This window comes from Variovorax sp. SRS16 (assembly GCF_901827165.1).
Classification (GTDB): domain Bacteria; phylum Pseudomonadota; class Gammaproteobacteria; order Burkholderiales; family Burkholderiaceae_C; genus Variovorax.
Window position 1 is genome coordinate 256,363 of sequence record NZ_LR594669.1, and the last position, 25,432, is coordinate 281,794.

Consider the following 25,432-nt stretch of genomic DNA (forward strand, 5'->3'; position numbering starts at 1 on the left):
TCCGCAAGGACCGGTTCCATCCGGGCCGGCGCGACTACGCCGCGTCCTGCGCAAGATAGATCTTCGCCAGCCCCTGCCTGATCGCCTCGACGATCTGGTCGCGCCGCAGGCCGATGTGCGCGCGCAGGGCCTTGTCGCTCGCCTTGCGGTCGCGCGCCTTCAGCGCCTGCAGGATTTCGGCGTGTTCGCGCTGTGTGAAGTCGCGGCCCGCGCTTTCCATGTCGATCCAGCGGATGAAGCGAATGCGCTCGTTCAGATTCACCAGGATGCGCTTGAGCTCCACGTTGCGCGCCATGTCGGCGATGCGAAGGTGAAAGCCTTCGTCCAGTTCCACCAGCTGCTCGATGGGCGTGGTGCGCGGCACTTTGCGACTCTTCGCCAGAAAGGCCTGCGCCTCGGCGATCTCGTCGTCCGTCGCGCGCTCGATCGCCATGGCCAGGCACGACGATTCGATGGCGACACGGGCCTCGTACAGGTCCAGGGTCTCCTGCACTTCGAGCGGACGGCGCATGAAGCCGCGCGTGGTGGGCGTGAGGAAGCCGTCGTTCACCAGACGCGTGAGCGCCTCGCGCACGGGGGTGCGGCTCACGCCCAGCTGCTGCGCCAGTTCGATCTCGCTGACGCGCTCGCCCGGCTTCAACTGGTACGAAATGGCCATCGCGCGCAGCGTGTTGAACACGCCGGAGCCGCGCTCGCGTCGGGTCTTGGAAATGTTGTGGCGTGGGACGGGATGCATGACCTTGGTTGTATTTGACCGCCTTCTCATTTTAAGTATACTGAACTGCATTCTCAACCACGTCAGCTGGAAAACCGATGACCCAGATGAGCGGCGCGGACGCGCTGGTGCGGATGCTCCAACTCAATGGCGTCAAGCACATCTTCGGGCTGTGCGGCGACACCACCTTGCCGCTGTACGACGCGCTGGCGCGGCTGGATCACGGCATCGACCACATCCTCACGCGGGACGAGCGCAGCGCCGCCTACATGGCGGACGCGTATGCGCGCGTCACGGGCAAGCCCGGCGTGTGCGAAGGACCGAGCGGCGGCGGCGCCACCTATCTGCTGCCCGGCATCGTGGAAGCCAACGAGTCCGCCATTCCCGTGCTGGGCATCACCTCCGACGTCTCCGTCGGCGCGCGCGGCAAGTTTCCTCTCACGGAGCTGGACCAGCAGGCGCTCTACCAGCCGCTCACGAAGTGGAACACCACCATCGACCGCGTGGACCAGATCCCGCACGCCGTGCGCAGCGCGTTCCGCGCGATGACGACGGGACGACCGGGCGCCACGCACATCTGCCTGCCGTACGACGTGCAAAAGCACACGCTCGAAGCGGCGGACGTGTGGGCGCAGCCGGGTCATGACAGCTTCCCGGCCTACCGCTTCGCGCCGGACCCGCAGGAGGTGGAACGCGCGGCCGACAAGCTCGCCGCGGCGCGCGCACCGGTGATCGTGTGCGGCGGCGGCGTGGTGATCTCGGGCGCGAGCGACGAACTCGCGCGGCTCGCCACCCTGCTGAACGCGCCCGTGTGCACGACCATCAGCGGCCAGGGCAGCCTGCCCGGCGCGCACCCGTTGCTGGCCGGCGTGATCGGCACCAACGGCGGCGTGGCCGCCACGCGCGAGGTGATCGCGCAGGCCGACACGGTGCTCTTCGTCGGCGCGCGTGCGGGGTCCACGACCACGGAACACTGGAAGATGCCGTCCCGCGAGGTCACGCTGCTGCACCTGGACGTCGATCCGATGACCATCGCGACCAACTACCGCACCGACGTCGCGCTGGTGGGCGACGCGAAGCTCGGATTGGCCGCGCTCGCCGATGCCGTTGCCGCGCGCACCGGTGATCGTGTGCGGCAGCGGCCTGCCGGCGTCGCCGACGGCCGCGCGCTCGTCGCCCGGGCGCGCGCGGAAAAGTACGCCTTCTTCTCCCAGCTTGCGGCGTCGCGCGAGCAGCCGATTCGCCCCGAGTGCGTGGTCGATGCACTCAACAAGCTGCTGCCCGCCGGGGCCATCGTCGTGGCCGACCCCGGCACGCCGTGCCCTTACTTCTCGGCGTACTTCGACGCGCCGCAATCGGGCCGCCACTTCATCACCAACCGTGCGCACGGCGCGCTCGGCTTCTCCATGTCGGCGGGCGTGGGCGCGCAGTTCGGCCGGCCCGACGCGATGGTGGCGGCGGTGATGGGCGACGGCAGCTTCGGCTTCACTTGCGGCGAATTGGAAACCATCGTGCGGCGCGGTGTGCCGCTGAAGATGATCGTGTTCTCCAACTCGGTGTTCGGCTGGATCAAGGCCAGCCAGAAAACCGGATACGACAAGCGCTACTTCTCGGTCGACTTCAACCGCACCGACCATGCGCGCGTGGCCGAGGCCTTCGGCGTGAAAGCGTGGCGCGTGGAGGACCCGGCCGACGTGTACGGCGCGCTGAAGGCGGCGCTCGCGCACGACGGCCCTGCGCTCGTCGACGTCCTTTGTCAGGAACTGCAGGACACGGCCGTTCCCGTCAGCCAGTGGATGGGTTGAACGCGCCCAAACAATGCCCGAAGGAAGTCCCATGAGCTTGATCTCCAAAGTGCGCCGCTCCCTCTTGCCTGCACTCGCGCTCGCGCTGCCGCTGGCCGCCCTCGCGCAAGGGGTGAGCTACCCGAATGCGCCCGTGCGTGTCATCGTGCCCTACCCGCCAGGCGGCTCGCTCGACGCGGTGATACGGCCGTTCGCCGAGAAATTCCAGCAAGCCACCGGCCAGACCCTGATCGTCGAAAACCTCGGCGGCGCGGGCGGCCTGATCGCGGGCGCGAAAGTCGCGCAGTCCAAGCCCGACGGCTACACGCTGTTCCTGGCGAGCAACGGGCAGGTCTCGCTGGCGCCGCTGCTCTACACCAGCATGAGCTACGACCCCGAGCGGGACCTGGTGCCCATCATTCACCTCACCGACCAGGTGGCCGTGCTGTACGCCAACGCCCAGACGCCTTACAGGACCGTGGCCGACGTGATCGCGGCCGCCAAGGCGGCGCCCGGCACCGTGGCATTCGCGTCCACGGGCGCGGGCGGCATTTCGCATCTGGCGATCGAGCTGCTCGGACAGGCCACGGGCGCCAAGTTCAACCACGTGCCGTACAAAGGCGCGGCCCCCGCGCTGCAGGACCTGGCCGGCGGACAGGTGCCGCTGCTCTTCACCTTCGTCGGCTCCGCGAAGGGGCTGACGGCGTCGGGTCACGTGCGCCCCATCGCCGTGGCTGCGGACAAACGCCTGCCGTCGCTGCCCGACGTACCCACGTTCGCCGAAGCGGGCGTGCCCGGCATCCAGGTGTCGTCGTGGATGGGGTTGATGGGTCCGCGCGACATGCCGGCTGCGGCCGTCCGGCGCATGGCCGAGGTCGCGGACGACATCCTGAAGCAGCCGGATTTCCAGAAGCAGATGGCCGACATCAGCATGGAAATCCGCGGTGGCTCACCGGCCAACTTCAGGGCCGCCATCCAGGCCGACACCGTCAAGTGGTCGAAGCTCGCAAAAACCGTCAACCTCAAGCAGCAGCAATGAAACAAATCACCGGTGTCGCGCCCTCGGGATCGATGGGCAGCGGCTACAACGTCGAGTCGTTCAAGAGGGCCATGGCCGCGGACCCCGACTTCATCGGCCAGGACGCAGGCTCCACCGACATGGGGCCTTACTACCACGGCGACGACAAGCCCTTCCTGCCGCTCTCCGCATACCGACGCGACCTGGAAGTGATGCTGGCGGCCGCGCGCTCCGCCAGGATTCCGCTGCTGATCGGCTCCGCCATCACGAACGGCTCCAACCGGACACTGGCGCTGATGGCGCAGATGGTGCGCGAGGTGGCGAAAGAAAAGAAGCTCGCGTTTCGCCTCGCGGTGATCGACGCCGAAATCGACAAGACCTACCTGAAGGCCAAGGTCGCGAACGGCAAGGTCGAGGCGATGGGCCCCGACAGCGACCTCAGCGCCGCCATGATCGACTCGGCCGGGCCGATCGTCGCGCAGATGGGCATGGAGCCCTTCATGCACGCGCTGGAAGGCGGCGCCGACGTGGTGATCGCGGGCCGCGCCTGCGACGATGCGATCTTTGCCGCGCTGCCGGTGCTGCGCGGATTCGACGCAGGCCTGGCCCTGCACTGCGGCAAGATCCTGGAATGCGCGGGCTTGTCCGCGGTGCCCTACGACCTGGGCGAACCGATGATCGGCCGCGTGCGCGAAGACCACTTCGAGGTGGAGCCCGGCAACGCAGACAACCGCTGCACCACGGTGTCGGTGGCGGGCCACTCGCTCTACGAGCGCAGCGACCCGTTTCTGCAGGCCGGGCCCGGCGGCATCAATGACCTGACGAACGCGAGCTTCGAGCAGATCGACCCACGACGCGTGAAGGTCAGCGGCAGCCGCTTCATCAAGGACGCACAGTACCGCGTGAAGCTCGAAGGCGCCGAGCGCATCGGCTACCGCAGCATCGTGATCGTCGGCATCCGCGACGCGGTGATGATCCGCGAGCTCGACGGTGTGATCGCGCATGCGAGGGAACGCGCCGAGCAGCGCTTCGGCACCCAGTCCGATGGCATCCATCTGATGTTCCGCAGCTATGGCAAGGATGGCGTGATGGGCGCGCTGGAGCCGGACAAGGCATTCGTGCCCAAGGAAGTGGGCCTGGTGATCGATGCGGTGGCACCCACGCAGGACCTTGCGACCGCGGTGGCGATGTTCACTCGCGGCGTGATGCAGCACGCCGACTACCCGGGCATCCTCACCACCGCCGGCAACATGGCCTACCCCTTCTCGCCCTTCGGCATTCCGGTGGGGCCTGCGTACCGCTACAACATCTATCACCTGATGCCGGTGGCCAACCCGCTGGAATGCTTTCCGGTGCGCTTCGAGGAAATCCGATGACAGACAAACCCCTGACCGACTACGCGAAGGTCATCCGCAGCAAGAACTCCGGGCCCTTCGAGTTGACCTTCGACGTGATGTTCGACCGCGACGAGGCCTACCGCATCGTCAAGGAAAGCGGCGCGATCAACTTCGACGCCATGGCGAAGGCGTTTGCCGTTCCGCGCGAGCATGTGCTCGTGTGCACCGCGTTCGACGCGGCGCGCGCCTTCAAGATCACGCTCAAGCGCCCCGTGAGTTCGGGCGACCTGGAAGACCGCGATGTCTATGGCTGCCAGCAGCACCTGCCGCTCACCACGCTGAGGATTGCGGCATGAGCATCTTCGAAACGCTTGCCGGCGTGGACACGGGGACGCTGTGCAACGCGATGATCGTGCTCGACCCGTCGCTGCGGGGGAAGAACTACACGCTGGATGCAGTCGTCGCGGCCAACGCCGGGATGCCTCCGTTCACGGGCTACGCGCTCACGGCGAAGATCGTTTCGGACAAGCCGACGAAGGACAGCCACGACACGACGCTGGCGCGCCGCTTCGCGTACTACCGCTATTTGCAGCAGGCCCGTCGGCCGTCACTGGTGGTGATGGAAGACTGCGGCGAACGCCGAGGCATGGGCTGCATCTGGGGCGAGATCCAGGTGTCGATCCACAAGGCGATGGGGCTGGTGGGCGCGGTGACCAACGGCGCCATCCGCGACATCGGCACGCTGCCCGCAGGGATCGGCCTGCTGGGCGGCAATGTGTGCCCCGGGTCCGGCTTCGCGCACCTGGTGGAGTTCGACACGCCGGTGAGCGTGTTCGGGCTGCCCGTGTCACCGGGGGACCTGGTGCATGCCGACCGCCACGGCTGCGTGGTGATTCCCGCGGGCCTGGTGGATGCGCTGCCGGCGGCGATTGCAAGGGTGGCGCAGCGGGAACAGACATTCCTCGCCGCCTTGGACGCGCCCGGGCTCGACGCCGACAAGCTGGCTGTGGCCTGGCGGGTGTTCGAGGTGAAGTAGGGCGACGGCTGCGGTCGACGCGTTCGGGCATACGCAGAGAATTCGCACCGGAGCCATCAGCGGGACGGCTGCCATGACGCCAGAAATTCTCGCGACGCCGCGCAAGCCCTCGCCGCGCATTCCCAGGGGCCGAGCCCGGGGTGTGTCTGGCTGCAAGGCACTTCCGCCCCCACCGGAATCGCCGCCGGCAGCGCATCCATGAGCGCCTTCAGAGGCAACTCGCCCTCGCCCGGGAAGAGGCGCCCCTGCCGCGCCTCGTCGACGATGCCGGCATCGGTCGGATCTTTCAGACGCGCGTCGCACAACTGCACCGAGCCGAGTGCGCTCGACGGCACATCGCGCAACATCTCGGCCGTGCCGCCGGAGCGCCACAGATGCAGCAGGTCGATCAGCAACCTGCCATTCGGCCGGCCCGCACGCGCGATGACATCGAGCGCCTGATGCAAGCGGCCGACGATGCGAAAGCGCATGAACTCCAGGTCCACGCCCATGCCGGCCGCGGCGGCGAGATCGCACAGCGCGCCGAAGCGCTCGGCCAGGCGATCGACATCCGCGTCGTCGCCGGAGACATTGAGCCGCCGGGCACCGAGTTCGGCGGCCAGTCCGATGGCCTGCGCATGGTCGGCGACACGGATCTCCGGCGTCAGCGGGATGAACTCGACGTCGTGGATGCCGACGCCGGCCTCGGCCATGCGGCGGCGCCACTCGATCACGACGGGGCGGCTCAACGGATAGGACACCGCGCCCGGTGCGGCGGGAAGGATCCGGATTCCCACGTTCTGGAAGCCTGCCTTGGCCGCGAGATCGAAGAGCGCCGGCGGCGCCACGTCGAGCACCGTCAGATGGGCAAGGGAAAGAGGAATCATGGTCTTCACTTGTGCAGGATCTGGCCGAGGAAGTCGCGCAGGCGCTCGTGCTTCGGGTGGGTGAAGAACACCTCGGGGGGCGCCTGCTCGACGATCTCGCCGCGGTCCATGAACAGCACGCGATCGGCAACGCTGCGCGCGAAGCCCATCTCGTGCGTCACGCACAGCATCGTCATGCCCTCCTCGGCCAGGCCGATCATCGTGTCGAGCACCTCTTTCACCATCTCCGGGTCGAGCGCCGATGTCGGCTCGTCGAACAGCATGATCTTCGGGGTCATGCACAGGGCCCGCGCGATGGCCACGCGCTGCTGCTGTCCGCCCGAGAGTTGCGCCGGAAATTTCCTCGCGTGATCGGGGATCCGCACGCGTGTCAGGTAGTTCATCGCGATGGCCTCGGCCTCGCGCCGTGGCGTCCCGCGCACCTTCATCGGTGCCAGCATGCAGTTCTCGAGCACCGTGAGATGCGGGAACAGGTTGAACTGCTGGAACACCATGCCCACTTCGGCACGCACCGCGCCGACGTTCTTGGGGTCGGCGCCCAGATCGATGCCGTCGACGACGATGCGGCCCTTCTGGTAGGGCTCCAGGCGATTGATGCAGCGGATGGTGGTCGACTTGCCCGAGCCCGAAGGCCCGCAGATGACGATCCGTTCGCCTCGGCGCACCTTCAGGTCGATGTCCGTCAGCACCTGCATCGCGCCGAACCACTTGCTGACACCTTCCATCGAAATGATGGTTTCGCCGCCGGCGGCGGGCGGCACGGCATGGTCCGGTGCGATGCCGGAATCCTTGGGGATCATGATGGATGGGCTCCGCGGTCTGCCGCTACTTCGTCACGACCAGCGGCAGCGCGGCCTCGGTTTCGCCGGTGGCCGGCATGTCCTTGCTCATGTCCTGGCCGATCCACTTCTTGTAGAGCGCACCCAGTTCGCCGCTGGCGATCTTTCGGCCGATGAAGTCGTTGATGTAGTTCACCCATTCGCGCTCGCCCGGACGCACGGTGGCGCCCTGGAAGCCGCGGGCCACCACGAGCTTGACTTCGTACTTGCCCGCGCCCGCGACCTGGGCGATCGGGCCCAACTGCGAGTTGGCCGCGCCCGCGAGATCCACCTGGCCCGACAGCAGCGCCTGCACCGCGGCAGCGTCGTCGTCGAAGCGCTGGATGGTCGCGCCGGTATTGGCCTGGGTCACGGCCGAATCCTGCACACTGCCGCGCGGCACGCCGATGCGCAGGCCCTTGAGATCGGCATAGCCCTTCAGCGGCGGCAGCGATGCCTTGCCGATCAACACGGTCTCGAGATACGAATACGGGCGGGAGAACAGGACGACCTTCTGCCGATCGGCAAGGATCGTGACGACCGCGGCGAGCACGTCGACCTGCCCGGTCAGCAGCGCGGCGGTGCGGTTGGCCACGGTCACCGGCACGAACTCCGGTTTGACGCCGAGATCCTTCGCGAGCATCTCCGCGAATTCGATGTCGTAGCCGGTGAGCTTGCCGCTCTTGTCGCTGAAGCCCCAGGGAACCTGGGCGACCTGTGCACCGACCTTGAGAACGCCGGACTTCTTGATGTCCGCGACCTTTTGCGCGTGTGCGAGACCTGTGATCGCGAGTGCGATGGACATCGTGATCACGATGCGGCGGGTGAATTGTCCGAACATGGTTTGTGCTCCTCGGTGGATGCGGAAATCCGCGGTTCTGTTCTTGTGGGAATGAGTCAGCTCGCGATGGAGAAGCGCTTCTCCAGGCGGGCGCTGTAGCGCGACAGCGGAAAGCAGATCGCGAAGTAGCACAAGCCCACCAGCCCGAAGGCCAGCAGCGGCTTGTAGGTGATGCTCGAGACGAGCTGACCCGAGCGGGAGAGCTCGACGAAGCCGATGATGGCCGCCAGCGACGTGCCCTTGATGAGCTGCACCAGAAAGCCGACGGTCGGTGCGAACGACATGCGCAGGGCCTGCGGCAGCACGACCCAGCGCATGCGCGCCCAGTAGGCCAGCCCCAGTGCGTCGGCTGCCTCCGACTGCCCGCGCGGCACGGCCTGGATGCCGCCGCGCCAGATCTCGCCGAGGAAGGCGCCGGCATGCAGGGTCAGCCCCAGTGCCGCCGCGACCCAGACATTGACCTTGAAGCCGAACACCGGAAGGCCGTAGAAGACCAGGAACAGCTGCAGCAGCATCGGCGTGCCCTGGAAGAAATCGATGAACGCAGCGGCCATCCGGCGCGGCGCCTTCATCGTCGCCGTCCGTGCGAGTGCCACGCCCAAGCCCGCCAGCCCGCCGCCGACGAAGGCGATGGCGGAAAGCAGCAGCGTCGCCCACAGGCCGCTCGCTATGACCCAGAACTCAGGCAGGCTGAAATCGCGAATCATGGCGGCCGCTCACTTGGTGGGATAGGCGAAGTACAGGCGATCGATGGCCTTGAAGACCGTCGAGAAGATCGTCGACATCGCCAGATAGAGCAGCGCGGCGACGATGTACACCTCGAAGCTTCGGAACGTGGCCGAATCGATGTTCTGCGCCACCGAGGTCAACTCTTCGGCGGAGATCGACGAGACGATGCTGGTGGTGAGCAGCAGCATCACGAGCTGCCCGGCCAGCGATGGATAGATCGTTCGCAGTGCCGGCTTGAGGACGATGTGACGGAATGTCCGAAAGGGACTCAGGCCCAGTGCAGCACCGGCCTCGAACTGGCCGCGTGGAACCGACTCGACGCCGGTGCGGATGATCTCCGCCGAGAAAGCCCCGAGGTTCAGGCTGAGCGCGAGCACGGCCGCGGTGTTGGGCGTCAGGCTGATGCCGATCGATGGCAGTCCGAAGAAGATGAACAGCACCTGGACCAGGAACGGCGTGTTGCGGACGATCTCGACGTAGACCTCGGCGAACCAGCGCAGCGGCGCGATCGACGAGCGCTTGCCGAGCAAAGTCAGCAGGCCGACGACCAGCCCGATCACGATCGCCAACGCCGAGAGCCGCAGTGTCAGCCAGCAGCCTTGCGCAAACTGTTCCCAGTGCGGCAGCAGCACTGCGAAGTCGAGTGTGTAGTTCATCGCTGTGGCCCTTGTCTCGTTGAACAGGTTCTTCTTGGATCGTCAGGGGCGCGCCGGCCTTTTCACGGTGCGGTGCGGTGCAATGGCGGCCGCCGCTACGCAGGCAGCGCGACCGCGGTGTTCGTCGCTGCCGCCTGCGTCACGGCCAGCGTCGCTTCGAGCGTGCGCAAGCCGTCCAGCGCCGAGCAGACCGCCTGCTCCTTGCCTTCGATGAGAGCGGCGAAGTGACGCATCTGCTCGCTGTACGGCGAACCGGTGTGCACGGCGGTGCGCTCCATCGTCAAGGGGTCGTGCCAGCCCTGTGCAGGGCCCTGGTCCTGGCGATAGCGCCAGACCTCCAGGCGCGGCAAGGTCAGCGAGCCTTCGGTGCCCGAATAGAAGTGCGCGTTGATGTCCTGGCGCGGAAAGCGCGCTGCCTCGCCGGTGCTCAAGTCCCAGTTCCACGGCGCCACGGTCGCGTCCGACACCGTGACCGTGCCGAGGGCGCCGTTGCGGAACCGCAGCACGACCGCGGCGGTGTCTTCGACATCGAAGCCGCGCACCGCGTTCGAGGACTGCGCCTGCACGCTTTCGATTTCTCCGTAGAGGAAGCGCATCAGGTCGATGTCGTGGATCAGGTTGATCAGGATCGGCCCGCCGCCCTGCTGACGGCGCCACGCCACGTCGAAATAGTCGCGCGGCTTGAGCCAGGTGCACAGCACGGTGGCACTGACCGGCCGGCCGAGCGTGCCGGCGCCGACGATGGCCCGGGCCTTGCGCATGATCGTGTTGTGGCGGCGCTGATGGCCGACCAGAACCGGCAAGCCGGTGGCTCGCGATGCGTCGCAGATGCGCCGTCCGTCATCGAGCGTGTCGGCGATCGGCTTCTCGACCAGCACTGCGGCGCCTTGCTCGAGGCAGTCGATCGTGATCCGGGCATGTGTCGCGTTCGGCGTCGCCACCACCACGCCCCTTGGCTTCGCGGTGGCGAGCAGGCTCGGGTAGTCGGCGAAGCAGGGAACGCCGATCGCTCTGGCGAGCTCGGCGGCAGCCGGTGTCGGATCGGCAATGCCGACCAGTTCGATGTCCGGATCGGCCAGCGCGCAATCGATATGCGTCTTGCCGATCAGACCGGCTCCGATGACGGCGATGGGTAGTTTGCTCATGGACTTTTTGTGTGGGGGGCGAGGTGCGATCGAGGTGAGTCTAGTAACAACGCTGAGAACTACAATCGACATCCAGTTGACTCGGTATCAACGAATCGTTGATAAAAAAGCGATGGACCTGAAGGACCTCGAAGTGTTTTGCGAAGCGGCTCGCCGCTCCAGTTTCGTGGCGGCGTCGCTCGAGATCGGGACCACCTCGGCACACATCAGCAAACGCATTGCGATCCTGGAGGCGCAGCTGGGTGTGCGCCTGTTCCATCGCACGACACGCCGGGTCGTGATCACCGAGGACGGCGAGCGCGCGTACCGATGGGCGCAGCAGATCCTCGACGACGCGAACGCGATGTCGGAGGCGTTCAGCAGCGCGAAGAAAGAGCCTTCAGGGCAGTTGCGGATCGCGACGAGCCAGCGGCTCGGCCGCGAACACGTGGCGCCCATCCTGTCCGCGCTCGGCAAGCGCTACCCGCGTCTGGAGGTCTGGCTCGAATTGCTGGACAGGCGTGTCGATCTGATCGCCGAGAACTTCGATCTCGACATCCGCGTGGGCGACCCGACCCAGCCGAGTCTCATTGCGCAACGCATGGTGGAGAGCCGGCGCATTCTTTGCGCTTCGCCCGAGTACCTCGCGCAACGCGGCCACCCGAAGACGGTGGCCGAACTCGCGGAACACGAATGCCTGCTCTACCGCGAGCGCGACCAGCCGATCGGAAACTGGCGACTGAGCGGGCCGAAGGGCATCGAGTCGGTCAAGGTCACGAGCAGATTCAGCTCGAACCACAGCGACGTGGTGAAGGGATGGAGCCTCGACGGCAAGGGCATCTGCCTGCTGTCGGTCTGGGATATCGCGCAGCCCTTGCTCGACGGGCGCGCGGTCAGGGTGCTGCCCTCCCATCACGAGCCGGCGGACATCTGGGCCATGACCAGCACCCGGTCGGCCGGCTCGGCGAAAGTCAGGGTGTGCGTGGAATTCCTGAAGAAACAGCTCGTGCATGGACCGCACGCGCTGAAGACGAAGCTGGGCAGATAGCTGCAGGGGCGCAGGGCCCGGCTCCGCTAGAGCGACATCGACGCGCGCTGCGCCATCGCCGCGCGCCAGCGCTGCAGATGCGGGTGCTGTTCCCCCGGCTTCACCTTCGCCACCCGGGCGAAGTCGACGGCCACCACCGCCGTGATGTCGGCGACGCTGAAGCGATCCGTGGCGACGAAATCGCGCCCCGCCAGACGCTCGTTCAGCACGACGAAGAACTGCTGGAGCCGGGCCAGGCCGCGCTGCGCCAGTTCGGGGATCTGCGCATAGTCCACCGGTCCGGGCAAGGCCCGGTTGGCCATCGAAGGCGCGCTGTTGCGCATGGCTTCGGCGATGGCCATCAGTCCCTCGAACTCGATGCGCCAGTTCCAGCTGGCGATCTCGGCCTTCTCATGGGGCGTGATGCCCAGGAGCGGCGGTTCCGGACAGCGCGCCTCCGCGTAGGCCGTGATCGCCGCGTTGTCGGTCAGCAGCGGGCCCTCTCCGGTGCGCAGTGCGGGCACGGTGCACTGGGGATTCAGCTGGCGGTAGGCGTCGCCGAGCTGCTCGTTGTTTCGCAGGTCCACCTGGACCGTCTCGTGGACGATGCCCTTCTCGGCCAGGAGGATGCGCGCCCGGCGCGGGCTCGGCGCCGTGCTGCAGTCGTACAGCGTGATCATGCGGGGTCCTTCGCGGTCATCTTGTCCTGGGTTCGGGTCTCGAAGTCGGTGGCATCGTGGCGCTCGTGGAGCTGGCTCGACGGTTGTCCCCAGCTTCGATTGACCATGCGCCCGCGCCGCACGGCCGGCCGTTGAGCGATCGCGTCGGTCCAGCGCAGGACGTGGGTGTATTCGTGGACCTGAAGGAACTCGCCCGCTTCATAGAGCTGCCCCTTCACGAGCGTGCCGTACCAGGGCCAGACCGCCATGTCGGCAATGGTGTAGGCGTCTCCGGCCAGATACGGGCTCTCGGCAAGGCGGCGGTCCAGCACGTCGAGCTGCCGCTTGACCTCCATGGCGTAGCGATCGATGGCGTATTCGATCTTGCTCGGCGCATAGGCATAGAAGTGTCCGAAGCCGCCACCGAGGAAGGGCGCGCTGCCCATCTGCCAGAACAGCCACGACAGGCATTCGGCCCGCTCGCCGGGATGGGTCGGAAGAAAGGCGCCGAACTTCTCTGCGAGGTATTGCAGGATCGCACCGGACTCGAAGACGCGCACCGGCGTCGCGCCGCTGCGGTCCCACAGCGCGGGGATCTTGGAATTCGGATTGACCGCGACGAAGCCGCTGCCGAACTGATCGCCCTCGTTGATCCGGATCAGCCACGCGTCGTACTCCGCACCGCGATGGCCGAGTTCGAGCAGTTCCTCCAGCATCACCGTGACCTTGACCCCGTTGGGCGTGGCCAGCGAGTAGAGCTGCAGCGGATGGCGTCCCACCGGCAGGTCCTTTTCGTGGGTCGGGCCTGCGATCGGGCGGTTGATGTTCGCGAACTTGCCGCCGTTGGCAGCGTTCCAGGTCCAGACCGTAGGGGGTGTGTAGGGTGAAGCACCATTCATGCGGCGATCTCTCTCGATGCAGTGAAGAGTCGCACAGTATCCGCGCAATGCTTGTCCTTCGCCCAAGCCGGTCCAGGACTTGTTCCGACAAATATTTCCACCTATTTGTCAATTGACAAAACCATGTCAGAATCTGTCGGATGAGCACCCCCGCCGACCTTTGGCATTTTGCCCGCCCGGACCTCGCGAGCCGCTACCTGCAGGCCTTCGACCTCGGCCTGGTGTCGGCCCGCGGGCTGTTCGCCCGGCGCAGGATGGGCAAGAGCGAGTTCCTCAAGCACGACCTGCTGCCGGCCGCCGAGGCCGCCGGGTACGCGGCGGCGTACACCAATCTCTGGGACGACACCGACCATCCGGGCCAGGCCATTGCCGCCGCCATCCTGTCCGCCGTGCAGCCCAAGGGCCTGGCGCGATTCTGGGACGACCTGTCGACGCCCGTGCGCAAGATGAAGGCCGGCGCCAAGCTGCCGATGGGTGTCGAGGGCTCGGTCGAGCTCGACCTGGCCGACAAGGAGAAGCTGGCCGTGCCCGCGATCCAGGCGGCGCTGCAGCTGACCGACAAGAGCAGGAAGCGCCTGGTCCTGGTGCTCGACGAAGCCCAGGTGCTCGCCAATCCGGAACACCGGCAGGTCGCGCATTCGCTGCGCGCAGGGCTGGACATCCGCAAGGCGGGCATCAAGGTCCTGTTCGCCGGCTCCTCGGAAGCCGCGTTGCGCGAGATGTTCTCGCGCGCCTCCGCGCCGTTCTACAACTGGGCGCCGGTCGAGCCCTTCCCGCTGCTCGGCGACGAGTTCGTCGTGGCGATCGTGGCCCACATCAAGCGGCTCGCCAAGCAGCCGCTGCCCCTGGCCGTCGCGCAGCAGGCCTTCAGGAAGCTGAAGGAAACGCCGGAGTTCTTCCGCTGGTATGTCGAGCGCTACCTGCTGTACCAGGAACAGGGGCCCGAAGCGGCGCTGGCGCACACGCTGACGCGCGTGCATGACGACACCGGCTATGCGAAGACCTGGAAGGAGCTCGGCCGGCCGGACCGCGCGGTGCTGCTGCTCGCCGCGACCGGTGTGCAGGACCTCTACGGCGCGGCAGCGCTGAAGCAACTGCGCGAACTGCTCGGCACCGAGGACGTCACGCCCAGTCTGCCGAGAACCTCCCTGCGGCGCCTCACCGGCCCGCGGCTGCAGGCCATGGCCCGGGTGGACCATGGCGTGTACCGCTTCGAGGACCAGGAGTTCGAAGCCTGGGTGCGCAGCCGCAGGACGGTGGACTGACGATGTCGGCCGCCATGTTCGCCGCTCTGTTCTTCACGGTGGCACTCCTCGTCACGACGGCCTACTTCATCATGGGGTCCATTCCGCTGCTGGTGCTGAAGCACGACACACCGCTCGACGCCCGCTTCGTGCGCGGCTTCTTCAACACCTACTACGTCGGCGCCTTTGTCAGTGCGGCTGCCACGGCGATCAGCCTTGCGTTCGCGGGCCGCCCAGGGCTTTCAGCGGGCGCTGCAGCGCTCGCGCTGATTGCGATCGTCCTGCGCAGGAAGATCATTCCCAAGATGGACGCGCTCGGCGCGCAGATTCAGTCGAACGTCATGGATGCCATTCCAGGATTTCGGCGAACCCACGTCATCGCGATCGTGATCAACGTCGCGCAGCTCGTTGCCATCGTGGGGAGCCTCATCACCTTCGGCAAGTAGCGCCAGCGACGCCCGCCTACGACTTGACGCCCCGCCGTGCCGCCTCGATCGCGGCGACGTCGATCTTCCCCATGGTCATCACCGCGTCGAACACGCGCTTGGCCACCGCGCGATCGGGGTCGGCCATCGCCTCGATGACGACGCGCGGCGTGATCTGCCACGAGAGTCCCCAACGGTCCTTGCACCAGCCGCAGACGCTCTCCTGTCCGCCATTGCCGACGATCGCGTTCCACAAGCGGTCGGTTTCGGCCTGGTCGTCGGTCGCGATCTGAAAAGAGAAGGCTTCGCTGTGCTTGAACTGCGGGCCACCGTTCAGGCCGATGCAGGGGATGCCGGCGACGGTGAACTCGACGAGCAGGACATCGCCCTGCTTGCCATCGGGATAGTCGCCCGGTGCGCGGTGGATGGTGCCGACAGTGCTGTCGGGAAATGTCTTGGCATAGAAGTTCGCGGCCTCGACGGCGCCGCCTTCGTACCAGAGACAGATCGTGTTCTTGCGGGTCATTCGTTTCTCCTGAAGCGTTGAGCGCCGGGCATCCGCCCGGACAACGTCCATCGTCCTCATCGCGGAGCCCCGGTCTGTCGGATCAAGCCGATGCCGTTGTAGGGATGCCGATCAGTAGTAGCGCGGGATCGGCCCGTTCTGCGGCGTGGTGTCCTCGCCGAGGTCGAGCGCCACGCGATCGACATAGCACCAGCCCCAGCCCTCCGGCGGATCGTAGCCCTCGATGATCGGATGCCCGGTCGCGTGGAAGTGCGCGGTCGCGTGACGATGCGGCGAATCGTCGCAGCAGCCCACGTGGCCGCAGGTGCGGCACAGGCGCAGATGCAGCCATACGCTGCCCATCTTCAGGCACTCCTCGCAGCCGAGGGCGCTGGGAACCACGTGGGCGATGCCGGCGGTGTGGGTGCAGGACCTGCTCATTTCGATCTCCTTGAAAGTGCGAACGGACAGCCTTCGGCACGATCCGACGGCAAGCATACTCACCGCCCGCGCAGCGCATGGCGCGCCGCAGCGGCTGCCGCATGGATCTGCGTGCGCAAGCCGGCGAGGACCGGATCTTCCACCGCCCAGCGCTTGAAGACCAGCACGGTCGGACTGGTCGGCAGCGGCACGCGCGTGCGCAGCACCCGCACCAGGCCCAGGGCCTCGTGCCGCCGCGCGATGGATTCGGGCGCGATCGACAGGAAGCCCGTGCGGGCCGCGAGTGCGAGCCCGGTCTCGAAGGAGCGCGTCTCGATGACCGGCTGGATCGGCCCCAGCCTGCCGTCGCTGCAATAGCGATCGAAGGCCTCGCGCGAACTGGTGCGCGCATCCGGCAGCACCCAGCGCTGGCGCATCAGTTCGGCCCTGGACAGCACCGACTTGCCTTGCGGGCCCGCATCGGGCGCGCAGATGATCACGGTGCGCTCGTCGTACAGCCTTTCGGTGAGCAGCTCGTCATCGCCCGCGGTGTCGCTGCGGCCGCGCAGGATCGCGAAGTCCAGCGTGCCGCGGCTCACGGCGTCCCACAGGAAAGTGCTGCTCTCCTCGATCAGCTGCAGGCGCACGGGCCCGGAGGCCTCGCCGTCGCGCGCGACCCGCTCCAGCAGGTTCGGCATCAGCGTGTGCATGGCGCGCGCGATGCAGCCGAGGCTCACCGGCCCGCGATCGAGGCCGGCCGACAGGTCCAGGCGCTCCAGGCTGCGCAGCACGGCGCGCGCCTGGGCCAGCACGCGCTCGCCCCATGCCGTCGGATGGCTGCCCCGGCTCGAACGCTCGAACACGCGTTCGCCCAGCGCCTTCTCGGCCTCGGACAGGAGGCGCGACACCGCCGGCTGCGCCAGCCCGAGCGCGCGCGCGGCACCGTGGACCGACTTGCCGTCGTCGATCGCCACGATCGCCTCGAGGTGGCGGCGCTGCACGGCGCGCTGCTGCGATGCCTGTTTGATCTGGGCCATCTGATTCTTGATATCACTGAATGCTTTAAATATATCGTTTACGCGATCACCCATGGCTGCTACCTTCGATGGATGTCCACTTCGCATTCCGCTGCCTCCATGCCACGTCTCACCGTCACCAAGATCGCGCCGGCGCTCGGCGCCGACATCTCCGGGATCGACCTGCACGCGCCGCTCGACGAAGCCACGCTCGCCGCGCTGAAGGACGCCTGGGCCACCCACCTGGTGCTTCGCTTTCGTGGCCAGGCGCTCGACGATCCGCAGCTGCTCGCGCTCAGCCGCCTGCTCGGGCCGCTGGACCCACCCGGTCCCAATCCCTACGGCAAGCCTTTCCTGGAAGCGTTTCCGGAGATCAACGTCATCTCCAACGTGAAGGTCGGCGGCGCGCCCATCGGCAACCTCGGCGACGGCGAAGCGGTGTGGCATTGCGACATGACCTACGTCGAGAGCCCGCCGCGCGCCGCGCTGCTGCACGCGCTGGAAATCCCGCCGAGCGGCGGCGACACCTTCTGGTCGAACATGTACCTCGCCTACGAAACGCTGCCCGATGCGACGAAGCAGCGCATCGCCGGCCTGCGCGCGATCCACGATGCCACCTACAACAGCGCCGGCATCATGCGCAAGGGCATGAAGGAAGTGACCGATCCGCGGCAAGCGCCCGGCGCGCACCATCCGCTGGTGATCCGCCATCCCGACACGGGCCGCGCCGCGCTCTACCTCGGCCGCCGGCGCAACAGCTACGTGCTCGGGCTCGACCTCGCGGACAGCAATGCGCTGCTCGACGAACTGTGGGCGCATGCGACGCAGCCCGAGTTCACCTTCCGCCAGGTCTGGCAGTTGCATGACCTGATCCTGTGGGACAACCGCTGCACGCTGCATCGGCGGGATTCCTTCGACCCCGAGGCGCGCCGCGTGATGCACCGCACGCAGATCAAGGGCACGCCGGTGGCGCCCGCCTTCGAGGCCGCCTGAATGAATGCGCTTCATCTTCCGATCCGCCGCGTCGAGGTCTTCGGCGTCGCGGTGCCGCTGGTCGGCCCGGGCTTTCGCAATGCCTACATCACCAAGAAGGCGCAGAAGAGCGCCATCGTGCGGCTGACCGCCGACGATGGCAGCGTCGGCCTCGGCAACATCGATCCCTCGCCGGGCTATTCGGTCGAAACGATCGAGCAATCGCTGACCGCGCTGCGCGAGCGGCTCGCGCCCGCGGTGCAAGGCCAGGACGCCGGCAATCCGCACCGGCTCTCGCAGACCATGGACCAGGCGCTCGCCGGCTACCTCGATGCCAAGGCGGCGATCGAGATGGCCTGCATCGACCTGCTGTCGCGCCGCCTCGGCGTTCCGGTGCACCAGTACCTCGGCGGCAAGATGGTGGACGAACTGCGCTTCAACGCCTGGATCGGCATCCTCTCGCCCGACGAGGCCGCGGCCGAGGCGCGCAAGTGGTTCGATCGCGGATTCCGCTCGGCCAAGATCAAGGTCGGCGGCGGCATCGAGGCGGACCGCGACCGCGTCGGCGCCGTGCGTGCGGCGGTCGGGCCGGAGATGGCCCTGCGTGCCGACGCCAATGCGGGCTATTCGGTGGACGACGCGATCGCGCTCGGCCGGCTGCTCGAACCTTTCGCGATGCAGCTGCTGGAGCAGCCGGTGGCGGCGGACGACCTGGCCGGCATGGCCCACGTGCGCCAGGCCATCGACATCCCCGTCATGGCCGACGAATCGATCACCGACCACGCCAGCCTCATCGACGTCATCCGCGCGGACTGCGCGGACATCGTCAAGCTCAAGGTCATGAAGCAGGGCGGCTTCCTGACCTGCCGCCGCATGCTGGAGACGGCGACGGCCGCGGGCATGAAGGTGGTGATCGGCCACGGCTTCGGCCTGGGCATCAACACGGTCGCCGAGATCATGCTGGCCTGCACCAGCACGAACGTGCTCGAAGGGCTCGAATGCGTGGGGCCGCTGAAGACCGCGGACGACATCGTCACCCACAAGCTCGATCTCTCGAGCGGCCGCATCGCCGTGCCCGCCGGGCCGGGCCTGGACGTGACGCTCGACGACGACAAGATCAAGCAATACCACTTCGATGCCTAGCCCCCAGCGATCGAAGCAGGAGACAACATCCATGAGATTCAAGAAGATCGCCGTGCTCGCGGCGATGGCGCTGTGGCTGCCGCTGTGCGCCACGGCACAGGGCGGCGATGCGGCCGCGGCCAGCTACCCAAGCAAGCCGGTGACCGTGCTCGCGCCCTTCGCGGCGGGCGGCACGGTGGACATCATCGCGCGGCTCCTGGGCCACAAGCTGGCCGTCGACCTGGGCCAGTCCTTCGTCGTCGACAACCGCGGCGGCGCCGGCGGCACCATCGCCACCGCGATGCTCGCGCGCGCCGCGCCCGACGGCTACACGGTCATGGTCCAGCACATGGGCCTGGCCTTCAACGCCGGGCTGTACGACAAGCTGCCCTTCGATACGGCGCGCGACATCCGGCCGGTCGCCTACATCGGCGCGACACCGAACGTGCTGGTCGTGTCCAAGAGCATGCCGGTCAAGACCGCGGCCGAATTCCTGGCCTACGCGAAGGCCAATCCGGGCAAGGTCAACTACGGCTCCGGTGGCGTCGGCAGCGCGGGGCATGTGCCGATGGCGGTGCTGTCGTCGATCACCGGGCTGAAGATGCAGCACGTGCCGTACAAGGGCTCGGGCCCGGCCATCGTCGACCTGATGTCGGGTCAGATCCAGGCCATGCTGCTGACCATCCCGGCGGTGATGCCCTTCATCCAGCAAGGCCAGCTGCGCGCGCTCGCCACCTCGGGCGCGAAGCGCTCGCCGGCGCTGCCCGACCTGCCGACGCTGGAAGAGGTCGGCGTCAAGCACTTCGAGTACGAGCCGTGGTACGGCTACTTCGTGCCCGCGGGCACGCCGCCCGCGGTCCAGCAGAAGCTGCACGACGCGGTCAACAAGGCCCTGCAGGATCCGGAGATCGCGGCCAAGCTGCGCGAGCAGGGCCTCGAGGTCAAGAGCATGTCGCAGCAGCAGTTCGTCGACATCGTGGCGCGCGACACGGCGACCTGGGGCGCGAAGATCAAGACGCTCGGCCTGCGCGGGGAATAGCAAGACCTCTCGATGATCCGGATTTCGCGGTGACGCACGCGGGTTAAGCTGCGTCACCATGTCCCGTGACCCCGGCCTTCATCTCAAGAATCCGACGTCGCTGCGCTATTTCTACGAGGTGGCGCAAGCCGGCTCCTTTCGCCGCGCGGCGGAGCACACGCACATCGCGGCTTCGGCGATCAACCGGCAGGTCAAGAACCTGGAGGAGGAGGTCGGCGCGCTGCTGTTCGAGCGCGGCCGCGGACGCAGCGGCCTCAAGCTCACGGCCGCCGGCGAGATCTTCATCCACCATCTCAAGCGCGCGATGGGCGAGCTCTCGACCGCGCGCACCGAGGTCGATGCGCTGCGCGGCCTGCAGCGCGGCACGGTCCATTTCGGCGTCAACGAAGGCTTCTCGCGCGAGCTGCTGCCGCAGATGCTGGCCGAGTTCCACCGGCTGCACCCCGGCGTGAACTACGAGGTGCGGGTGGAGAGTTCGCCGCGGCTGGTGGCGCTCGTGCTCGACGACGAGATCGACTTCGCGCTCGGCTACAACCCGCCGGCGCATGCAGGCCTCGCGATCGTGGTCAAGCGCAGCCTGGGCTCTTGCGTGATGGTGCCGCGCAAGCATCCTCTGGCCAAGCGCAGCTGGGTGCGGCTCACCGATTGCGCGGCCTACGACATCGTGATGCCCGATGCCAGCCTGGCCCTGCGCGCCACGCTGGACCAGATGTTCGCGCGCGTCGGCATGAAGCCGCGCGTGGTTCTCACCACCAACTCCTACGAGCTGATGCGCAGCGCCGCGTCGGCCGGCGTGGGCATCGCGATCCTCTCGCAGTACCTGTTCGGGCGCGACCCCAACCATCCCGATGCGGCCTTCGTGCCGATCCGCGATCCGCGCATCAAGCCGCAGGTGCTGGTGTGCTGCACGCGTGCGGGAAGGCACCTCTCGGTGGCCAGCCTGTCGCTGATCGCGGAGATCGAGAACGTGCTGCGGCACAAGCTCTGAGCGGTTTTTTCCACCGGCCGCCGGCGCCGAGGGTTTCCCCTTGCGTGCGAATTTGGAGAACGCATATCGACCGAATCCATTCTTGCCCGGCGCATTGACCCGGCGATAGATTCGCGTCCGTCAACCACCCAAGAGAAGTGAGACGGGCATGTTCAAGGCCATCCTGCTGGAGCGCGATGCAGAGCGATTCGACGCATCCGTATGCGAAGTCGACGACTCGGCGCTCCCCGATTTCGACGTCACGCTGCGCGTCGACTACTCGTCGCTGAACTACAAGGACGCGCTGGCGATCGCGAACCGCGGTCCCGTGGTGCGCAAGTGGCCGATGGTCCCGGGCATCGACGGCGCGGGCGTGGTCGAGCACAGCACGCATGCCGAGTTCTCGGCCGGCGACCGCGTGATCCTCAACGGCTGGGGCGCCGGCGAGCAGCACTGGGGTTGCCTGGCCGAACGCGCGCGGCTCCAGGGCGAATGGCTGGTGCCGCTGCCCGAGCGGCTGGACGCGCGCACCGCGATGGCGCTCGGCACCGCGGGCTACACCGCGATGCTCTGCGTGCAGGCGCTGGAACGCCAGCGCGTGCGGCCGGACGACGGCGAGATCCTGGTCACCGGCGCCGCCGGTGGCGTCGGCAGCGTGGCGATCAGCCTGCTCGCGGGGCGCGGCTTTCGCGTCGTCGCCTCCACCGGCCGCGCCGCCGAGGCCGACTACCTGAAACGCATCGGCGCCGCGGAGGTCATCGACCGCGCGCAGCTTTCCGCGCCGGGCAAACCGCTGGGCAAGGAACGTTGGGCCGGCGTGGTGGACTCGGTGGGCAGCCACACGCTGGTCAATGCCTGCGCGACGACGAAATACGGCGGCGTGGTCACGGCCTGCGGACTGGCCCAGGGCATGGACCTGCCGGGCACGGTGGCGCCCTTCATCCTGCGCGGCGTGAGCCTGATCGGCATCGACTCGGTGATGGCGCCGCGCGCCGACCGGCTCAATGCCTGGCAGCGGCTGTCGCAGGAGCTCGACCATGAACGCCTGGCCGCGATCACGCACGAGATCCCGCTGGCCGCGACGCTGGATGCGGCCGCCGCGCTGCTCGCGGGCGGCGTGCGCGGGCGGACCGTGGTCAACGTGCGCGTCTGATGTCCGCCGCTCATCCGATGCGCCCCTCCTCCTTCGACGCGGCATCCGTGCCCGCCCTGCCTGCCGAAACCGCGCCGCTGCGCGATCTCGCGCCCCTGATGCGCCCTTCGTCGGTCGCCGTGCTCGGCGCTTCGCCGCGGCCCGACTCCTTCGGCAACTCGGTGGTGAAGAACCTGCTGGCCGGCGGCTATGGCGGCCGCATCTATCCGATCCATCCTTCGGCGGCGGAAGTCGAAGGGCTGCGCTGCTTCGCCGACCTGCAGCGCCTTCCCGAGGCACCGGACTGCGCCGTGATCGCGCTGCCTGCCGACAAGGTGCTGCCCGCATTGACACAGGCCGCCGCGCGCGGCATCCGCGCCGCAGTGCTGTTCGCCAGCGGCTTCGCCGAGCTCGGCAACACGGGCCGTGCGCTGCAGGCCGAGCTGACGGCGCTGTGCAAGCGCACCGGCCTGCTGGTGTGCGGCCCCAACTGCCTCGGCCTGGCCAACCTGCACGACCGCATCTCGCTCTACAGCGCGCCGCTGCCGGAGCCGCTGCGCATCGGCGGCGTGGCGATCGCCTCGCATTCGGGCTCGGGCTGCATCGCGCTCGCGGGCGTCGGGCGCTTCGGGCTGAGCCACCTGGTGTCGGTGGGCAATGCTGCGGTGCTCGACATCGACGACTACCTGGCCTTCTTCGCCGACGATCCGCACACGCGCGTGGCCGCTCTCTTCATGGAATCGGTGCGGCATCCCGAGCGCTTCCTGCACGCCGCGCAGCGCATGCGCGCGGCGGGCAAGCCGGTGGTGGTGCTGAAGGTCGGGCGCTCGACGCAGGGCGCGGCCGCGACCGCGGCGCACACGGGTTCGCTGGCCGGCTCGCATGCGGCGGCGGTGGACTTCTTCCGCAGCGCCGGTGTGGTGCTGGTCGAGGACATGGACGAGATGGTCGAGACCTGCACGCTGATGGCCGAGTCGGCGAAGCGGCCGGCCGGCGACGGACTGGCGGTGATCAACGTCAGCGGCGGCGAAGTGGCGCTGACCTGCGATCTCGCGCAGACGACGGGCCTGCGCCTGTCGGTTCTTGCGCCGGCCACGATCGATGCCTTGCGCGGCTGCCTGCCGGCCTTCGCGACGCCCAGCAATCCGCTGGACGCCACCGGCGCCGCAGTGTTCGACATGACGATGTACGCACGCGCCATCGATGCGCTGCTGGCCGATCCCGACGTCGGACTGCTGGCCGTGTCGCAGGACTGCCCGGTCGGCCTGGGCGCGAAGGGCGCCGACAACTACCGCGCCATGGCCGAGGCCACGGCCGCCGCGGCGAAGCGGACCGGCAAGCCGCTGGCCTTCTACAGCAATGTCGGCGGCGGCCTGCATCCGCGCACGGTGGAACCACTGCAAGGCAGCGGCGTGCCCGCGCTGCAGGGCGCACGGCCTGCACTGATCGCGATGCGGCACTTCATCGACTGGCATCTGTGGCAGGCACCCGCCACGCACGACGACGCAGCACCGCTTGCCGCCGATCCCGCCTGGGCCGACCGGCTCGCGAGCGGTCGTGCATTGTCGGAACACGAAGCCAGGCGCTTCCTCGAAGCGCACGGCATCCGGGCCACGCGCGAGGCGCGTGCCGCGAATGCCGACCAGGCCGCACAGTGCGCCGCCGCGATCGGCTTTCCGGTGGCCATGAAGATCGACTCGCCCGACATCCCGCACAAGACCGAGGCCGGCGGCGTGCGGCTCGCGCTGCGCGACCGCGACGAGGTGCGCACGGCTTTCGATGAAATGCTGGCCACCGTGCGCGGGCGCGTGCCCGAGGCGCGCATCGACGGCGTGCTGATCCAGGAGATGGTCGCCGGCGGCATCGAGATGATCGCCGGCCTGTCGCACCAGCCGCCCTTCGGCCACGCGGTGGTCGCGGGCTCGGGCGGCGTATGGGTAGAACTGGTGCGCGACAGCAGCCTCGCGCTGGCGCCGGTGAGCGCAGCGCGCGCGCAAACGCTGGTGGGCGGCACGCGCGCGGCGCGGCTGCTCGACGGCTTTCGCGGCGCGCCGCCGGCCGACCGTGCGGCGTTCGAGGCACTGATCGTGCGCCTGTCGCAGATCGGTGCCGCCTATGCCGACTTCATCGAGGCGATCGACCTCAACCCCGTGACCGTGCTCGCAGCGGGCCAGGGCGTGCGCGTGCTGGACGCGCTCGTCGAGCTGCGGGCCGCGCCTTCCCATCCATCAACGAAAGCAGGAGACAAGCCATGAACTACCGATGCATCCGCGTGTCCATCGACCGCTGGATCGCCACCCTCACGCTCGCACGCCCGGAGAAGATGAACGCGCTGGACGACGACATCCTGCTGGAGATGCAGCACGCGCTCGATGCCTTGGAGGCCGATGAGTCGGTGCGCGCGCTGATCATCACCGGCGAAGGCCGCGCCTTCTGCGCCGGCTTCGACCTGAGCCCGCGCGAGGATCCTCTCACCAGCGTGCAGGACTGGCGCGCGCACGTGAAGCTGGGCAACGACACCTGGTACCGCATCTGGCGCTCGCGGCTGCCGGTGATCGCGGCGGTCAACGGCTATTGCCTGGGCGGCGGCTGCGACCTGTCGATGGTGTGCGACATCACGCTCGCGGCCGACAAGGCCGAGTTCGGCGAGCCCGAGATCCAGTTCCAGTCGGCGCCACCCTTTGCGATCATGCCGTGGGTAGTGGGCATGAAGAAGACCAAGGAACTTCTGCTCACCGGCGATCGCGTCGGCGCCGAAGAGGCGGTGCGCATCGGGCTGGCCAATCGCGTGGTGCCGGCGGACGACCTGATGAAGGAAGCGCAGCGGCTCGCGCTCAAGCTCGCGATGATTCCGCCGCCGGCCATGCAGCTGAACAAGCAGGGCCTGAACCGGGCCTATGACCTGCGCGGCTTCCAGTCCACCGTGGACCTCGGTGCGGAAATCTTCACGCTGGTGCTGATGTCGGAATCGCAGGAGTCGCGCGATTTCTTCGAGGTCGCGGGCAAGCAGGGATTGAAGGCGGCATTCAAGTGGCGCGATGCACGTTTCGCGCTCGGCGGCGAAGCGCTGGCCTGAGGCGC

At 67.8% G+C, this 25,432-nt stretch carries 27 protein-coding genes; 15 read left to right on the forward strand and 12 right to left on the reverse strand.

The window, feature by feature from the left end:
* Positions 1-34 precede the first annotated feature (34 nt).
* Positions 35-736, reverse strand: a complete 702-nt coding sequence (locus E5P2_RS36160) for a GntR family transcriptional regulator (protein WP_162571880.1) — start codon at positions 734-736, stop codon at positions 35-37.
* 77 nt (positions 737-813) lie between these two features.
* On the opposite strand from E5P2_RS36160, the gene E5P2_RS36165 reads away from it, so the two are divergent.
* From E5P2_RS36165 to E5P2_RS36185, 5 genes are read left to right on the forward strand one after another with little or no spacing between them, the layout of a single operon-like run.
* Entirely contained in the window at positions 814-2,520 is a 1,707-nt protein-coding gene (locus E5P2_RS36165; RefSeq protein ID WP_162571881.1) for a thiamine pyrophosphate-binding protein, read from the forward strand.
* Between the two features lie 31 nt (positions 2,521-2,551).
* A complete protein-coding gene (locus E5P2_RS36170; RefSeq protein ID WP_162571882.1) occupies positions 2,552-3,538 on the forward strand; it encodes a Bug family tripartite tricarboxylate transporter substrate binding protein in 987 nt (328 codons plus the stop codon).
* Positions 3,535-4,893: an acyclic terpene utilization AtuA family protein gene (locus tag E5P2_RS36175; protein ID WP_162571883.1), complete on the forward strand. Its 1,359-nt coding sequence runs from the start codon at positions 3,535-3,537 to the stop codon at positions 4,891-4,893. Before E5P2_RS36170 ends, E5P2_RS36175 begins: the two co-directional genes overlap by 4 nt.
* Positions 4,890-5,210 (forward strand): DUF4387 domain-containing protein, encoded by a 321-nt coding sequence (locus tag E5P2_RS36180; protein ID WP_162571884.1) that lies wholly within the window; start codon positions 4,890-4,892, stop codon positions 5,208-5,210. The genes E5P2_RS36175 and E5P2_RS36180 overlap by 4 nt, the downstream gene beginning before the upstream one ends.
* The gene (locus E5P2_RS36185; protein WP_162571885.1) at positions 5,207-5,890 is read left to right on the forward strand and encodes an RraA family protein; all 684 of its coding nucleotides are present in this window, start codon (positions 5,207-5,209) and stop codon (positions 5,888-5,890) included. Before E5P2_RS36180 ends, E5P2_RS36185 begins: the two co-directional genes overlap by 4 nt.
* A gap of 56 nt (positions 5,891-5,946) precedes the next feature.
* Here E5P2_RS36185 and E5P2_RS36190 read toward each other — a convergent pair whose 3' ends face one another.
* The 6 genes from E5P2_RS36190 to E5P2_RS36215 all read right to left on the reverse strand — a co-directional run bounded on the left by E5P2_RS36190 (position 5,947) and on the right by E5P2_RS36215 (position 10,945).
* A complete protein-coding gene (locus E5P2_RS36190) occupies positions 5,947-6,756 on the reverse strand; it encodes a sugar phosphate isomerase/epimerase family protein (RefSeq protein ID WP_162571886.1) in 810 nt (269 codons plus the stop codon).
* Positions 6,757-6,761: 5 nt separating this feature from the next.
* Entirely contained in the window at positions 6,762-7,556 is a 795-nt protein-coding gene (locus tag E5P2_RS36195; RefSeq protein WP_162571887.1) for an amino acid ABC transporter ATP-binding protein, read from the reverse strand.
* Positions 7,557-7,581: 25 nt separating this feature from the next.
* Entirely contained in the window at positions 7,582-8,415 is an 834-nt protein-coding gene (locus E5P2_RS36200; RefSeq protein ID WP_162571888.1) for a transporter substrate-binding domain-containing protein, read from the reverse strand.
* 56 nt (positions 8,416-8,471) lie between these two features.
* Positions 8,472-9,122: an amino acid ABC transporter permease gene (locus E5P2_RS36205; RefSeq protein WP_162571889.1), complete on the reverse strand. Its 651-nt coding sequence runs from the start codon at positions 9,120-9,122 to the stop codon at positions 8,472-8,474.
* Between the two features lie 9 nt (positions 9,123-9,131).
* Positions 9,132-9,800, reverse strand: a complete 669-nt coding sequence (locus tag E5P2_RS36210) for an amino acid ABC transporter permease (RefSeq protein ID WP_162571890.1) — start codon at positions 9,798-9,800, stop codon at positions 9,132-9,134.
* A 95-nt stretch (positions 9,801-9,895) separates the two neighbouring features.
* Positions 9,896-10,945 carry a Gfo/Idh/MocA family protein gene (locus E5P2_RS36215; RefSeq protein WP_162571891.1) on the reverse strand — a complete coding sequence of 350 codons (1,050 nt, stop codon included), beginning with the start codon at positions 10,943-10,945 and terminating at the stop codon, positions 9,896-9,898.
* 112 nt (positions 10,946-11,057) lie between these two features.
* Here E5P2_RS36215 and E5P2_RS36220 point away from each other — a divergent pair, with 112 nt between their 5' ends.
* On the forward strand, positions 11,058-11,972 hold the full coding sequence (locus E5P2_RS36220; RefSeq protein ID WP_162572136.1) for a LysR substrate-binding domain-containing protein: 915 nt from the start codon (positions 11,058-11,060) through the stop codon (positions 11,970-11,972).
* A 26-nt stretch (positions 11,973-11,998) separates the two neighbouring features.
* Here E5P2_RS36220 and E5P2_RS36225 read toward each other — a convergent pair whose 3' ends face one another.
* Positions 11,999-12,631 (reverse strand): glutathione S-transferase family protein, encoded by a 633-nt coding sequence (locus tag E5P2_RS36225; protein WP_162571892.1) that lies wholly within the window; start codon positions 12,629-12,631, stop codon positions 11,999-12,001.
* The gene (yghU, locus tag E5P2_RS36230; RefSeq protein ID WP_162571893.1) at positions 12,628-13,509 is read right to left on the reverse strand and encodes a glutathione-dependent disulfide-bond oxidoreductase; all 882 of its coding nucleotides are present in this window, start codon (positions 13,507-13,509) and stop codon (positions 12,628-12,630) included. Before yghU ends, E5P2_RS36225 begins: the two co-directional genes overlap by 4 nt.
* 140 nt (positions 13,510-13,649) lie before the next feature.
* Here yghU and E5P2_RS36235 point away from each other — a divergent pair, with 140 nt between their 5' ends.
* Positions 13,650-14,774, forward strand: a complete 1,125-nt coding sequence (locus tag E5P2_RS36235) for a hypothetical protein (RefSeq protein ID WP_162571894.1) — start codon at positions 13,650-13,652, stop codon at positions 14,772-14,774.
* A 14-nt stretch (positions 14,775-14,788) separates the two neighbouring features.
* Positions 14,789-15,199 carry a hypothetical protein gene (locus E5P2_RS36240; protein WP_232081052.1) on the forward strand — a complete coding sequence of 137 codons (411 nt, stop codon included), beginning with the start codon at positions 14,789-14,791 and terminating at the stop codon, positions 15,197-15,199.
* 16 nt (positions 15,200-15,215) lie between these two features.
* Here E5P2_RS36240 and E5P2_RS36245 read toward each other — a convergent pair whose 3' ends face one another.
* From E5P2_RS36245 to E5P2_RS36255, 3 genes are all read right to left on the reverse strand, one after another.
* Complete coding sequence (locus E5P2_RS36245) at positions 15,216-15,704, reverse strand: VOC family protein (protein WP_162571896.1); 489 nt, start codon at positions 15,702-15,704, stop codon at positions 15,216-15,218.
* 111 nt (positions 15,705-15,815) lie between these two features.
* Positions 15,816-16,124, reverse strand: a complete 309-nt coding sequence (locus E5P2_RS36250) for a UBP-type zinc finger domain-containing protein (protein ID WP_162571897.1) — start codon at positions 16,122-16,124, stop codon at positions 15,816-15,818.
* Positions 16,125-16,183: 59 nt separating this feature from the next.
* Entirely contained in the window at positions 16,184-17,140 is a 957-nt protein-coding gene (locus E5P2_RS36255) for a LysR family transcriptional regulator (RefSeq protein WP_162571898.1), read from the reverse strand.
* Between the two features lie 99 nt (positions 17,141-17,239).
* Between E5P2_RS36255 and E5P2_RS36260 the strand changes: the two genes are divergently transcribed.
* The 7 genes from E5P2_RS36260 (at position 17,240) to E5P2_RS36290 (ending at position 25,427) form a co-directional block, all read left to right on the forward strand.
* Complete coding sequence (locus E5P2_RS36260; RefSeq protein WP_162571899.1) at positions 17,240-18,112, forward strand: TauD/TfdA dioxygenase family protein; 873 nt, start codon at positions 17,240-17,242, stop codon at positions 18,110-18,112.
* A complete protein-coding gene (locus tag E5P2_RS36265) occupies positions 18,113-19,234 on the forward strand; it encodes a mandelate racemase/muconate lactonizing enzyme family protein (RefSeq protein WP_162571900.1) in 1,122 nt (373 codons plus the stop codon).
* Between the two features lie 31 nt (positions 19,235-19,265).
* Complete coding sequence (locus E5P2_RS36270) at positions 19,266-20,252, forward strand: Bug family tripartite tricarboxylate transporter substrate binding protein (protein WP_162571901.1); 987 nt, start codon at positions 19,266-19,268, stop codon at positions 20,250-20,252.
* Between the two features lie 58 nt (positions 20,253-20,310).
* On the forward strand, positions 20,311-21,240 hold the full coding sequence (locus E5P2_RS36275) for a LysR family transcriptional regulator (RefSeq protein ID WP_162571902.1): 930 nt from the start codon (positions 20,311-20,313) through the stop codon (positions 21,238-21,240).
* 148 nt (positions 21,241-21,388) lie between these two features.
* A complete protein-coding gene (acuI, locus tag E5P2_RS36280; protein ID WP_162571903.1) occupies positions 21,389-22,372 on the forward strand; it encodes an acrylyl-CoA reductase (NADPH) in 984 nt (327 codons plus the stop codon).
* A complete protein-coding gene (locus tag E5P2_RS36285; protein ID WP_232081053.1) occupies positions 22,372-24,606 on the forward strand; it encodes an acetate--CoA ligase family protein in 2,235 nt (744 codons plus the stop codon). Before acuI ends, E5P2_RS36285 begins: the two co-directional genes overlap by 1 nt.
* Entirely contained in the window at positions 24,603-25,427 is an 825-nt protein-coding gene (locus E5P2_RS36290; protein ID WP_162571904.1) for an enoyl-CoA hydratase/isomerase family protein, read from the forward strand. The genes E5P2_RS36285 and E5P2_RS36290 overlap by 4 nt, the downstream gene beginning before the upstream one ends.
* Positions 25,428-25,432 lie beyond the last annotated feature (5 nt).